Raw genomic sequence first — 13,081 nt, forward strand, 5'->3', positions numbered from 1 at the left:
TGCAAACATGATGTTTTCTCTGCGTGGTCCAGTGTTCGGTTCAGCCCAGCTCGATCTTCGAGCCGTCGATGCGCGTCATCAGGCGAACCTTTCCCCCGGTCCCAAATTGCGCAGGGACGAGTCCAAGCCACGCAGCAAATTCCCGCCCTGAACGAAAGGCTTTCGGGTCGCCCATTGACGCGACCGCAGCAGTTGCGGTGAGAAACCCTACGCCCGGGATTTCTGCAATTGCCCTACAGGCGGGATTCTCACGTAACCATCCACGTAGCCGCTGCTCGATGACGGCAATCTGCCCATCGATATCGACCAGCCGTTGCCATTGCTCCCGGAGAGAATCCACTAATACGCGGGGCAGGCGTGAATCGAGGCGCAGCAGGACCTCCTGCATGGCCCGGTTCATTGCTGCGCGCCCAACGCCCATTACTTCGCCGTACTCGCTCAGCAAACCCCTAAGGCAGTTAAACTGGGAGCGCCTGAAGATGACGAGCTGCTGCCGTATCCGATGCAACGCCAGAACGGCCTGCTGGGCTTCAGTTTTAACCGGCACGGCCCTCACACCTGGGTGTTTTGCTGCTGCCCAGATAGCACGCGCGTCGGCTACGTCGTTCTTGTTTCCTGTCACGAAGGCCTTCACCAGCTTGCCGGGCATCAGCTTGACCTCGTGTCCAAGCTCCACGAGACGACGTGCCCAGTGCTGTGAGCCTCCGCAAGCCTCCATCCCGATAAGGCATCTTTCGCGATTAGCAAAGTGCTCCAGGAAACTGTCACGACGAAGCTGTTTGTCGAGCACCTCGCCAGTGTCTGCGACTATCCAGTGAAGCTGGAAAACCCGCTTGGCGATATGTACGCCCACGACTGTCGGTTCCATCTGCGCCCTCCGGTAGGACGAGACCTCAATTATGCGATGAGGAGGCGTCCATACCATTTTTGCACAGCCGCCGCTGGAGCTCCTTGATCTGCTTCAGCGCGTCGCTCAACTCGGACGCCGGCACAACTTCTTCTCCAGCGCTCACTGCCGACAGGCTTGCCGTCCTGATGCAGCTTGCGCCACTGAAACAGCTGATTCGGATTGATGCCGTGCAGCCGAGCCACCATCGAAACTGTCTTGCCGGGCTCGAACGTCTCCCGAACCATCGCCAGCTTCTCATCAGCCGACCGGCGCCGTCGGCGCTCAGGTCCCGTCAACACTTCCATTACTTCGTTCTTGTTGTTAGTCATATACACAGTCTTATGCCTACCAGCTATTGTAAGTGGGAGACTTGATATCGAGCGTGCGACGAATCGCCGACAGCATGCCAAGCGCGAGCACGTCGATCTTCAAGTGCACTTTGGCGATCGGTTGCCGCCGTGCCCGACTGGAACAGCCCCCTGAAAGACCGGACACATCAACCGGCACGAGTCTCGTGAGCTTGCCGCGGCTGATGACAAAACCTCCGAATGCTGCGAAAGATGTCGCGGAACATTGAGGATCTGTGCGGCGAGCTTCGCCCACATTCGAGTGAGTGGGTTCTCTGGATCGAGCCCAGTCTCTTCGAAACGACGCAGCAAATCCTGTGAGTGATCGAACCACTGATGGCTTTTTGCCACCTTGTCGACGATCTGTGGATCGATGCCGAGCGCCTTGCCGGTCTCACGCAACGCGCTGCGTGGCCGGTACGTGGACACCGCCGCCGCAATTGCCTCGCGATCCCGACCGTACTTGCGATAGATGTACTGGATGACTTCCTCGCGCCGCTGATGCTCGAAATCGACGTCGATATCCGGCGGCTCGCCACGTTCCTTCGAGATGAAGCGTTCGAACAGCATGTTTCCGCGCGACGGATCGACTTAATTAGCAGAATTAGTGCACCACATTAGCGAAATTAGTGGACCTCAACACGAGAAATAGTTCCAGCCGGTCGTCGTACAGCCGTACGCGCAGGCGGTGCCGATCAACCGTTCTGAGAATCGGCTGTAGTGACGTGCGACTTTGCTGACGTGGGTAACCACTTATTTTTTTCCAGTTGATTGTCCGACAGAATACGATCATCCTACATTCAATCAGTCAATGGTCAAGGATTGTTCCGATGCGTCGTCGTACCTTTCTTGCGGTTACCGGTGCAGCAAGCGCCGGAATTTTATTTGCGCAACCTAGCCTCTCCGCTGTTGATACGACTGCTAAGCCAGTCACCGGCGGCACATTGCGCGTTGCGTTCACGTCGGATACGAAAACGCTCGATCCAACGTTCTCGGTCAACTTCTCCGAACGTCAGCCGCTCTATTTGATCTACAACACTCTTCTGTCGGTCACCCCCGACGCGTCGATTGGACCGGAACTCGCTGAACGCTGGGAGATTCTTGATGCTGGCAAGCGGCTCGTGTTGCATCTGAAAGATGGTGTGCGCTTTCACGACGGAACGCCGTTCGACGCCGCCGCTGTCAAGATCAATCTCGACCAGCGTCTCGATCCGGCCGTCGGCTCGCCGCTGCGCCCGCAGCTCGCGGCGATTGTCGAAAGCGTGCAGGCCGATAATCCGAGAACAGTCACATTGCACCTGAAATCGCCGAGCCCGGCATTGCTCGGTATGCTTGCGCAGCGTGAGGGATTTATGGCGTCTCCGGCAGCCATGATGAAGTATGGCAAGGACTTCGCGACGCATCCGGTCGGCACTGGCCCATTCGTCTTTAAGGAGTGGATTCCGGGCAATTCGCTAACGGTAGACAAGAACCCGGCGTATTGGGAGCCAGGCAAGCCGTATCTGGACCGCGTGGTATTCAGCGATACGTCGAACCCGATCGTTGCGATGCAGCGGTTGCGCACCGGCGAAGTCGACTACATCTCGGCGCTTTCGCCGATCGATATTCGCCCGATCGAAAAGCAGCCCGGCATAGTGCTCGACCCCGGTCCGGCCAGCCGCTGGTATGCGCTCCAATGGCAGATTGACCGGCCGCCTTTCAACAATCCACTGGTGCGTCAGGCCATCGCTCATGCGGTTGATCGCAAACGCATTGTTGAGATCTTGATGAACGGCAAGGTGCCGATCGCCGAATCGATCGCGCCGCCGGGTGCTTGGTGGTTTGATGCTTCGGTGAAATCGTATCCGTACGACCCCGCGAAGGCCAGAGCGCTGCTCTCGCAAGCTGGTGTGGCAAACCTGACTGTGAATTTATCGACACCTCAGATTATGCTGATGCAGCAAATTGATCAGCTCGTGCAGGAACAGTTGAAGGCGGTCGGCGTTACTGTGAAGCTGGATCCGATCGCACAAAGCGACTGGTATCCGCGACTATCGCAGGGGCTCATCAACTTCAGCCCGATTCGTTGGGCGCAACGTCCAGACCCGGACGGCCTTTTCCCGCTGCTGTTCGGCAGCACGGGCGCGCAGAATAGCACTAAGTATCACAACCCTGAAGTCGACAAGCTGCTCCAGCAGGCGCGCGACGCCATCGATCAACCCACGCGCAAAAAGCTTTACGGCGAGATCGAAGCGATCATCACGCGCGATCTGCCTTACGTCCCGCTCTTTTTTTCAATCGAATACGCGGCGATGCGAAGCAATGTGCACAACCACGTATGGCTGCCGGACGAGATTCCGCGCTTCCGCAACATGTGGAAATCGCCGGGCTGATTGGCGGGACAGCACAATAGGACGATCGGCGATTCGCGGACGCCAGCGCAGTGCGCGCTGCACGCGATTTGCCTGACGCTCGAGCATGAACGCAGACGCGACGAATCCGTTCGACAAGCGGAGGAGCATCGTCGTGTTTTTTATTTATCTAGTGGTCCTTACGATCAGTCTGTAAAACGGGCAGGACATGGTCGATGCAAAGCGCTTATATGGTGAGACAAACATGAAAAAGATATCGCTGGCGGTTTTGCTTCTAGCGGGAAGCTCGGGCGTGGCGGTGGCACAAAGCAGCGTGACGCTCTACGGCATCGTCGACGAAGGGTTTCTGTTCAACAACAACGCTCGCACCGGTTCTCAAATCGGGTTAGTAAGCGGCAGTCAATCGGGAAGCCGATGGGGCCTTCGCGGGACCGAAAGCTTGGGTGGTGGACTCGCTGCCATCTTCAACATCGAAGGAGGCTTTAATTCGTCGACGGGTGCGCTCGGTCAGAACGGCGACGTCTTCGGACGTCAATCCTACGTCGGGCTGAGCGCGCAGTCTTGGGGGTCGCTGACCTTTGGCCGTCATTATCCGACGGGCTACGACTTCGTCGGTAGCATGACCGCGGCAGCGCAATGGGCCCTCGGCGGCGCAGGCTATGGGGCGCATCCCGCCGATCTCGACAACCTGGACGGCACCTATCGTGTCAACAACTCGGTCAAGTACAGGTCGCCAAGTTTCGGCGGCTTCTCGTTCGGTGGCACGTATTCCTTTGGCGGAGTTGCGGGTAACTTCGCGCGCAACCAGGTTTGGTCGGCGGCGGCTGGCTACAACATAGGCTCAATCGGCTTAGCCGCAGAGTACACGAAGACCTTCAACCCGAACTACGCATTGTGGGGCAACAAAGCCAATGACAGCACGACCGGCTCGAACATGTCCGGCCCTGTGATCTCCGGTCTCGCGACCGCAGGCACGCAGGACGTGGCGGCGGCGGGCGCGACGTACAAGATCGGAGACGGCTCTGTGGGGGTCGTGTATAGCCACGCGTCGTTCAACGACCTAGGCACGACCGCCGTTACCGGTGCAACTGGCAGACTGCGTGGCACCGCCGTCTTCAACATCGTCGAAGCGAATGCGAAATATTTTGTGACGCCGTCATTGTTGGTCGGAGCGGCTTATCACTACACGGCGGGCGGCAGTCTCGGCGGCCGCTCGGGCGCACGTTATCACCAAGTCGACCTTGGCGTGGACTATAGCTTGTCGAAACGCACAGACCTCTATCTCGTCGGCATCTTCCAACAGGCGTCGGGCCATGACTCAACCGGCGCCAACGCCGTTGCGCAGATTGCTTTTGCGACTCAATCGTCGACGAATCGGCAGGTCGTCACCGTCGCAGGGATCCGTCACAGGTTCTGACTCGTACGAATCCGACCTTAATAGCGGGCGCCCGCTTTGTCGCCGGCGACTTCGCATCGTGCACGAACGCTGCAAATCGGGCAAATCCGGATTCGAAAAATCTAGATCACCATACCGGAAGATGGTATACTAAAAGACATGAATCTCACCTGTCTGTTAAGACGTCGGTGTGGACACTGCGGGCAACAATAAGGACAGCTATGCCGATGGAATTGCCACCCTTCTTGAGGGAGGCCGCGACGGGGTTGCTGGGTGCCGGAGCGGTCGAGAGGGTCGTTAGCCACATGCGGCCTGCAGGATCGATCATGATCGGGCCATTGCTCGGCGCGATGAAAGCGTCGCGCGTGAGCTTTGCATATGTGCTGGCGCGTCATATGGTCGACGAACGTTGGAAGGTCTCGCTAGAGTCGTGCGAAGCAGAGGCGACGGGGCAGGCGCGGCTGGTATATCGCATAAGCGCGCGCGGCGTGAATTTCACGTACATAGCGCGCGCTTACGAATGGGATGGCAAAGAAAAGGTGGGACGGCGCTCGGATGGCGCGAACCGCGACATGTTCGGGGCACTGTTCGTCGGAACACCGGATGCGACACGCATCGAGCGCGAGTTCGCCACGTTCGACCTTAAGAACGTCGAAGCGATGCGCACTGATGCGATGGTCCTTGGCTGGACGCCTGCTAATCGCAGTGCGCGTATCTTTGATCACGTCGTGGACGCGCTGGCGTCGGGGCACCAGCCGGAGTCCGGGCTGATCGGCAGTGCGTCTGCCTATCTCCTGCGTAACGGTGGTTTCCAGGGCAGCGGTCGCAACGGCTCGTTGTCGTACCTCGGCATTCCCGAAGATCATCCGCTCGCTCATCCATTTTTCGCCGATCTTTTCGGCCTCTACATGGTTCGCCAGGTGTCAATCGACCTCGTCAACGCGATCGCCCGTGCGCGCAATCCGCACGCGGTTCGCCTCGCCGACGACATCGCGCGCTACCTCGCAGTCGGCAATTCGTCGGGACAGGGCATGTGTGTCGCGTTGCAGCGCTGGCCGCATTGGGTATCAACGTGGCTGACGGTGCGTGAGGCGGCGCTCGGCTACGCGAAATCGATGCCCGTCGATGGGACTCACACCGCGCGGCTGCGCGACCTTCTCAGGCGCGTCGCCGCGTACTGCGGCACCGTGCAGGTTCAGTCGGAAGACTACGTGGTGCCGAACAAGGTGATTGCCGGAAATCTGCGCACGATTCTTGGCTGGCTAGACGACAACCGCTGTCTTAGGACATGGAAGGACCTCGCAGAGGCGGCCGAATCGTTCGATGCGGAAACTCAGGAACACCTCAATTCAGCGCTGATTGACCTGTACCCCGCAGTCTCCGACCGCTTCGCCGACTATCTCGCCGTCGGAGCGACGCGCGAGCGCGACGTGGTAGCGGAGATGCCGATAGGCGAACTGAAGCGCCTGCTACGCAAAAACTACACTTGGGCGTTGCGCTACGACATGCTGCTGTCAAAGACGCGTCAGACGTTCTGGTATCACTCTGCAGACAACGGCGAGCAGCGCCGCGGCGAACGCATCATCGATCCGCACGAGGAGTTCGAGTCTTTCGTTGATCATATCGGCATCGTGCAACGGCTCGCGTGCGTGGCAACTACGTTCGAGGACGATGCGCTGGTCGGCGAACTGATGTTTTCGCACCCGGAATTGGAGATGGCGGTGTCGCGTGTGCAGTATCTCGACGGCCTGCCGTACGCCGAAATCCGAGATAACCTGATTCACCGAGACTTTATTCCTGCTCAGTTAATCCGCTTTTTCCTTGCCTCGCTTGGCATTGAATGTTCGACGCCGCTTTCCATCCGTTATGTGCGTGGAGTGTTCTTCCAGGGCATTCCGCTGCCGGGCGAGATTGCCGCCGGCGTGACGCGAGACTGGCGTTATCCGGTTGAGCCGGCCATCCAGACGGAGACGTTGTCATGAATCAGCCGGCAACGGTTTCGGCGGCGATGTCTGAAATCGTCCGTGTCTCATGGTGGAGTCTACGTGCGCTGGGCTGTCCGGTCGGCGCAATCGAAGCGATGGCGCGCGTTCTCGCATACTCGCAGGCGCTCGATGGTCACACGCTTGCCGCAGTGCGCGAGCATGAAAGGGCGCTGGTCGCCGCGTTTTCCGGCCATCAACCGAGCTTTGATGCGAGCACTGGCGTCATTAATGCGGCGGGACGTTCGATGCTCGACATGGGGCCGCGGGTGGTTGACTTAATCGCTGGGATGGCAAAGCGAAAAGGTGGCGCGGTGCGCGTTGGCGTCACGCATCTCGCTGATCTCATCGGTCTCACGGGCGCAGCGACGATTGCAGCAAAACGCGGGCTTGGGCTGGTGATCATCGATGGCAAGCATACGTGGCGCGTCTACGCGGCGACGCGTGATGGCGATGTGACATCGTTGTCGGGCCAACTTGGGGATGCGTCAGTCAGCGATGCATTAATTGCGTCGTGGCGCGAGATCGCGGGCGAAAAATTCTTGCCGACGTTGCCCGCAGCGAACGCCGATCAAAACTCGCTTGATGTCATCGCCTTTCCTTTCGTCGCCGACGACGGCATCGGCGCGCGTGCGGACAATGCGAAGGAAAGCGGCATCACCTGCCAGCACATTGGTTACGCGCTTAAGCGTGCCTACTCACACGGTGTGGATGTACAGAAAGCCGACCTCGGCTTTCTGTACCAACTCGAAACGCGCACGTGGGCGCCGTCGTCGGAACGCTCGCGGATGCAGGCGGGCTTCCAGGCGCCGAGTCCTGCCGCGTGACGTGAAAGGAGACATGATGGATGCAGAACGCTTTTCTATTGGCGAACAGCGCCGCCGTGAGGTGCTCGGCGACGCATATGTCGATCAGTCGCTTAAGAACGCCGATGATTTCAATCGGCCGTTTCAGGAACTTGTCACCGAATACTGCTGGGGCACGGTGTGGGGTGATCCGACGCTCGTGCCGCGTGAGCGCAGCCTGCTCAACCTCGGCATGATCGCTGCATTTGGCAAAATGCACGAGTTCGAATTGCACGTGCGCGGCGCGTTGAAGAATGGGATAAGTCGTGACGAACTGCGCGCCGCGCTGATCCAGATCGCGGTGTATTGCGGCATTCCTGTAGGCGTCGACTGCTTTCGCGTCACGCGTAAGGTGCTTGCCGAACTTGCTACCCAACCCACAAATTCTCCCAAGGAATAACAATGCCGTTTTCGATTCGCAAAACCGTGGTTTATAAGGAAACCACGTTCATCGAAGGCGCGAAGGCGCTGACTACGCCCGTCACGATTGTCGGTATCGCGGCGGTGATTCGCAATCCGTGGTTCGGGCGTGGCTTCGTCGAAGATTTGTCGCCCGAACAGCGCGAGGGCTGCAGCGAACTCGGCAGTGTGATGACGGCACGTATGCTCGATGAAATTGGTGGAAAGGCATTCATCGAAGCCTACGGCAAGAGCGCGGTCGTAGGCGGTGGCGGGGAGGTCGAGCACGCGTCGGCAGTGATCCACAATCTGCGCTTCGGCAATCACTACCGGGACGCGGTCCAGGCGGAGAGCTTCCTGTCGTTCACGAACAAACGCGGCGGGCTGAATACGTCTCTACAGATCCCGATTAAGCACATTCACGACGGTTCGGCGCGGGCGTATTTCATCACGCTCGAATTCGCAATTCCCGATGCGCCGAACCCCGACGAAATCGTTGTTGTGCTGGGAGCTGCAAGCGGCGGACGGCCGCACGCGCGCATCGGAGATCGGCATCAGGATGCAAAGGAAATCGCGCAAGAAGCGGAGGCGGAAGCTGCAGCGCCACGCTAACGCATAGAGGGCAGTGCTTGTGAGAGCACTGCATCGTCGAAACAAGGATCGCTCGGGAGTCAACTTTGCCGGTTTCCCTGAGATTCTTTCAGCAACGCGGATGCCGATTGCGCCGAACGCTCGATAAGTGCGCGAACCGCCGAGGCGGCTGCATTGCCGTCGCGCTTGCTCAGCGCGGTAAAGATCTTCCCCATTAGCTCCACTGTGCGATGCCGTCGATCGATCGGTGCGCGTCGCGTCGTTGTGGCGCGCAGAAGACTGATGCGTGCGCCGAGCAGTTGCATCACGTACTTCGCAGTTTCGTTGCGTGCGCCCTGGTAGATGATCGCGTAGAAGCGATTCGATGCCGCTAGGAACTCATCGTCGTTCTCGACCGGCGTCGTCTTTAGCGCGGTGAAAGTCGCTTTGAGTTCGGCGATGTCGGCATCGGTGCTGCGCTCGGCAAAATGCAGCGCCGCTTCCGAATCGAGCGCGGCGCGCACTTCGTAGATCTCTGCGGCAATTTGGGGCGTCAGCGTCGCTACTACAACGCCTTTCGTGTCGAGACTCTCGACGAGCCGTTCCGATTCAAGATTGCGCAGCGCCTCGCGGATGCTGCTGCGGCTCACGCCGGTCTGCTCGCATAAGTCGCGTTCGATTAGCTTCTGGCCCGGGGCGAGCCGTCCTGCGATAATTGCTTCACGCAGTACGTTCAGCGTTTTTATGCGGATGGTTTCGTTCTTGGTGACGCCCAACCCCAGTTCTTGGGCAACCATTGCGTCTTCTGTCATCGTCACACCTTGTCTACATGTGGGCCGCTATGCGCGGCCCGGTCGGTTTTTATGTTGGCTGGAAAAAGTCAAGCAGCAATCCGGCGATCAGGTCCGGCGCTTCGAGCAGCACGCTATGGCGCAATTCCGGCAGGATGCGTAGCTGCGACCCTGCAATTTTCTCATGTAACAGGCGCGACATCCGCGGCGACGATCCCGGATCGTTTTCGCCGGTCATTACCAGCGTCGGTACGGTGATGCGTTCGAAGGCCATCCCCCGGTCCGCTTCGGCGAATACGCGATAGGCCGCTGCGTATGAACGGTGATCGTTTTGCACGAGTTGTTCGAGGCGCTCGGCGATGCGCTGCGGATTAGCAGCTTTGAATGCGGGCGTGAACCACCGCTCATCAGCTGCCGCCACGACCGCTGCAATCCCCTCGCGATCGATCTGATCCGCACGCGTCAACACGCGGGCGCGCTCCTCATCGGTACGCTCGGCCACCGAGCTGATCAGCACAAGCCGATCAAGCCGCACGGAATTTTCGATCGCATATTTCTGCGCGATTAACCCGCCCAATGAAAAGCCAACCAGATGTGTTTTCTGCGCTCCCACTGCATCAAGCAGCCTACCAAGATCTGCTACGAGATCATCCAGCGAGCAGCAAGTCATTCTGTCCGACGCGCCGTGGCCGCGCAGGTCCGCGCGAATCACCGTGAAACGCATTTCAAGCTGACTAGCTATAGCGTCCCAACTCGCCTGATCAGCACCAATGCCGTGTATGAGCGTAACAAACGGCCCGCTCCCTTGCCTCACGTAGCTAAGCTCCAACCCGTCGCTCGCACGAATTTTTTCCACTTGCATCACCCCACTTAATCTGTTGGTATACGAGATACTAGCTGACAAAATACATTTCGACTAGACTTGGTCAATATTGGATAGACATACGACTCACGGGGGACTGCTTCATGGAGTACGTAAGATTTGGTCGATCGAGCCTGCGCGTTTCGCGCATCGGACTGGGTGCAATGGGCATCGGAAGCCCCTCGTGGCGCAAGTGGATCTTGGAAGAGAATGAGGCGCGCCCGATCCTACGCACTGCAGTCGAGGCCGGTATCAATCTGATCGATACCTGTGACTTCTATTCGTCGGGTGCGAGCGAAACGGTGCTTGGTAATGCGCTATGGGATTACGCTTCGCGTGACGAGATCGTGCTGGCCACCAAGCTCGGTAATCCGATGAGCAGACACGCGAACGCGCGTGGCTATTCGCGCAAGCACGTGATTAGCGCCGTTGATGCATCGCTCGCGCGGTTGAAAACCGATTACATCGATCTGTTGCAAACGCATATTTGGCAACCGGACACGGATTTGGAAGAATTGGTCGTCGCGTTCGACGACTTGGTCACGAGCGGCAAGGTCCGTTATGTCGGTGCGACGACAATGCCCGCGTGGGCTTTCGTACACTGCGTGAGCCTCGCAAAGCAGATGGGACGCACACCGTTCGCGTCAATGCAATGCGAATACAACATCTGCCACCGCGAAGCCGAGCGAGAACTGCTCCCGTTCTGCCGTGAATATGACATTGCGATAGTGCCGTTCAGCCCGCTCGCGCGTGGCTTCCTATGCGCGGATCGGCGCAAAGCGGCCAATCACACCGTCCGTCACGAGTCCGACGATTACACGCTCAAGCACTACCACCGTCCCGGCGACTTTATGGCGCAAAAACGGGTCGCGCAGATTGCGGAAAAGCACGGCGTGGAACCGGCGCAGATCGCACTTGCTTGGGCGTTGCGCCAGCCCGGCATTACATCACCAATCTTCGGTGCCACCAAAGCCGAACATGTGACGAGTGCCGTAGCTGCGCTCAACGCCCGGCTCGACGACGACGATAACCGCGTGCTGATCGATACGTACGAAACGCGCCCGCTCGATGTCAGGACTCACTGAGCGCCACCGCAGCCACTCATCGCCACGGACACTGCGCGCCGTGCCATCCCTCATTGAGGCGCTTCTATGACTCAGCAAATCGAAACTTTCGCAATGTACATCGACGGTGAATTCGTGCAGGCGGATCACGGCCGCACGTTCGACAGTCTCAATCCCTGGACTGGCCAGCAATGGGCAACCATTCCCGACGCGACCGCCGCCGACGTAGATCGCGCCGTACAGGCCGCGCATCGCGCATTCACGAGCGGACCATGGCCGAGGATGACGCCGAATGAGCGCGCGGCGCTGTTGCAGAAGTTTGCCGACAAGCTCGTCGAAAACAAGGACCGGCTTGGCTTCGTCGAGACGCAGGACACGGGCAAGCTGCTGAAGGAAACGACCTGGCAGGCAGCGCACACTGCGCGTGCGTACACCTACTACGCGGGCCTCGCCGACAAGCTGCAGGGAGAGATCCCTCCGTCCGCATCGAACATGCTGAATCTTGTGTTGCACGAGCCGGTCGGCGTGGTCGCGGCTGTTATCCCGTGGAATTCTCAGCTGCAGCTATCGGCGTACAAGATCGCGCCCGCGCTCGCGACCGGCAACACGATCGTCATAAAAGCATCCGAAGATGCGTCGGCGCCGCTGCTCGCGCTGGCGAAAGTCGCACACGAGGTCGGATTTCCACCGGGCGTCATCAACTTTGTGTCCGGGCACGCCAATCCTTGCGCGATAACGCTCACTAGCCATCCCCTGGTGCGCCGTATCGCGTTTACCGGCGGTGTGGAAACCGCGCGCAAGCTAATACCCAACTCCGCGCACAACATTGCCAAACTCTCGCTCGAACTGGGCGGCAAGTCGCCGGTGATCGTGTTCGACGACGCCGACCTCGACAGTTGCGTGAACGGGATCGTCGCTGGAATTTTTGGCGCAAGCGGGCAGAGTTGCGCGGCAGGTTCCCGGTTGATCGCGCATGAATCGATCCACGATGTGATGATCAAAAAGCTTGTTGACCGCGTGAAGACCATCACGATCGGCGACCCGACAAACGCGTCGACGAACATGGGGCCGCTCGCGACCGAGCGGCAGGTGAGTCGCATAGAAACGCTGCTTGCGCAGTCAGTCGAACGGGGGGCCAGAGTGGTCGCCGGGGGTAAGCGCGTCAGAGGACTTTTGCATAATCTGTGCTTCGAGCCGACGATCGCGCTCTGCAATTCAAGCGACTACCCGATCGTGCGTCAAGAGTTGTTTGGCCCTGTGCTCAGCGTGCTGAAATTCCAAACGGACGAGGAAGCCATCGCCATTGCAAACGACAGCGACTACGCATTCGCCGGCGGCATCTTCAGCCGCGATTTCGCGCGCGCTATGCGCACGGCGCGCGCTATTCAGGCGGGACGCCTGTGGATCAACACCTATCGTGTGACCGGCGTTAACGTGCCGTTTGGTGGCTTCAAGCAGAGCGGGTACGGCCGCGAAGCGGGCATTGATGCCCTCAAGGACTACACAGAGACGAAGGCAATAATGATCGAGGTCGGCGGCGAAGCGGTCGCAGATCCATTCGTAATGCGCTGAACGCGCCGCACGC

10 protein-coding genes and 3 pseudogenes are annotated in these 13,081 nt (G+C 59.1%); 8 read left to right on the top strand and 5 right to left on the bottom strand.

Annotation, left to right across the window (positions count from 1 at the left end; genetic code table 11):
• Window positions 1–76: 76 nt before the first annotated feature.
• The 3 pseudogenes from NCR98_RS22325 to NCR98_RS22335 all read right to left on the bottom strand — a co-directional run.
• Window positions 77–868 (bottom strand): annotated as a pseudogene (locus NCR98_RS22325) (IS110 family RNA-guided transposase); the annotation flags it as partial.
• A gap of 46 nt (window positions 869–914) precedes the next feature.
• Window positions 915–1,194, bottom strand: a pseudogene (locus tag NCR98_RS22330) (transposase); the annotation flags it as partial.
• Window positions 1,195–1,383: 189 nt separating this feature from the next.
• A pseudogene (locus tag NCR98_RS22335) lies at window positions 1,384–1,827 on the bottom strand (error-prone DNA polymerase); the annotation flags it as partial.
• A gap of 239 nt (window positions 1,828–2,066) precedes the next feature.
• Here NCR98_RS22335 and NCR98_RS22340 point away from each other — a divergent pair.
• The 6 genes from NCR98_RS22340 to NCR98_RS22365 all read left to right on the top strand — a co-directional run bounded on the left by NCR98_RS22340 (window position 2,067) and on the right by NCR98_RS22365 (window position 8,821).
• Entirely contained in the window at window positions 2,067–3,608 is a 1,542-nt protein-coding gene (locus NCR98_RS22340) for an ABC transporter substrate-binding protein (protein WP_250527320.1), read from the top strand.
• Between the two features lie 223 nt (window positions 3,609–3,831).
• Window positions 3,832–5,004, top strand: a complete 1,173-nt coding sequence (locus NCR98_RS22345; protein WP_250527321.1) for a porin — start codon at window positions 3,832–3,834, stop codon at window positions 5,002–5,004.
• A 206-nt stretch (window positions 5,005–5,210) separates the two neighbouring features.
• Window positions 5,211–6,965 carry a hypothetical protein gene (locus NCR98_RS22350; RefSeq protein ID WP_250527322.1) on the top strand — a complete coding sequence of 585 codons (1,755 nt, stop codon included), beginning with the start codon at window positions 5,211–5,213 and terminating at the stop codon, window positions 6,963–6,965.
• Window positions 6,962–7,792, top strand: coding sequence for a hypothetical protein (locus NCR98_RS22355; protein ID WP_250527323.1), 831 nt, complete (start codon window positions 6,962–6,964; stop codon window positions 7,790–7,792). Before NCR98_RS22350 ends, NCR98_RS22355 begins: the two co-directional genes overlap by 4 nt.
• A gap of 13 nt (window positions 7,793–7,805) precedes the next feature.
• Window positions 7,806–8,210 (top strand): carboxymuconolactone decarboxylase family protein, encoded by a 405-nt coding sequence (locus NCR98_RS22360; RefSeq protein ID WP_502799791.1) that lies wholly within the window; start codon window positions 7,806–7,808, stop codon window positions 8,208–8,210.
• A gap of 2 nt (window positions 8,211–8,212) precedes the next feature.
• A complete protein-coding gene (locus tag NCR98_RS22365) occupies window positions 8,213–8,821 on the top strand; it encodes an amino acid synthesis family protein (protein ID WP_250527324.1) in 609 nt (202 codons plus the stop codon).
• Window positions 8,822–8,880: 59 nt separating this feature from the next.
• On the opposite strand, the gene NCR98_RS22370 is transcribed toward NCR98_RS22365, so the two are convergent.
• On the bottom strand, window positions 8,881–9,591 hold the full coding sequence (locus NCR98_RS22370; RefSeq protein ID WP_250527325.1) for a GntR family transcriptional regulator: 711 nt from the start codon (window positions 9,589–9,591) through the stop codon (window positions 8,881–8,883).
• A 49-nt stretch (window positions 9,592–9,640) separates the two neighbouring features.
• Window positions 9,641–10,432 carry an alpha/beta fold hydrolase gene (locus NCR98_RS22375; protein ID WP_250527326.1) on the bottom strand — a complete coding sequence of 264 codons (792 nt, stop codon included), beginning with the start codon at window positions 10,430–10,432 and terminating at the stop codon, window positions 9,641–9,643.
• 104 nt (window positions 10,433–10,536) lie between these two features.
• On the opposite strand from NCR98_RS22375, the gene NCR98_RS22380 reads away from it, so the two are divergent.
• Together NCR98_RS22380 and NCR98_RS22385 are read left to right on the top strand one after the other, a co-directional pair.
• Window positions 10,537–11,517 carry an aldo/keto reductase gene (locus tag NCR98_RS22380; RefSeq protein WP_284503917.1) on the top strand — a complete coding sequence of 327 codons (981 nt, stop codon included), beginning with the start codon at window positions 10,537–10,539 and terminating at the stop codon, window positions 11,515–11,517.
• A 66-nt stretch (window positions 11,518–11,583) separates the two neighbouring features.
• Window positions 11,584–13,068, top strand: coding sequence for an aldehyde dehydrogenase (locus tag NCR98_RS22385; RefSeq protein WP_502799792.1), 1,485 nt, complete (start codon window positions 11,584–11,586; stop codon window positions 13,066–13,068).
• Window positions 13,069–13,081: the final 13 nt, after the last annotated feature.

Origin of the sequence: Caballeronia sp. GAWG2-1 (genome assembly GCF_023631405.1) — a bacterium.
GTDB lineage: Bacteria > Pseudomonadota > Gammaproteobacteria > Burkholderiales > Burkholderiaceae > Caballeronia.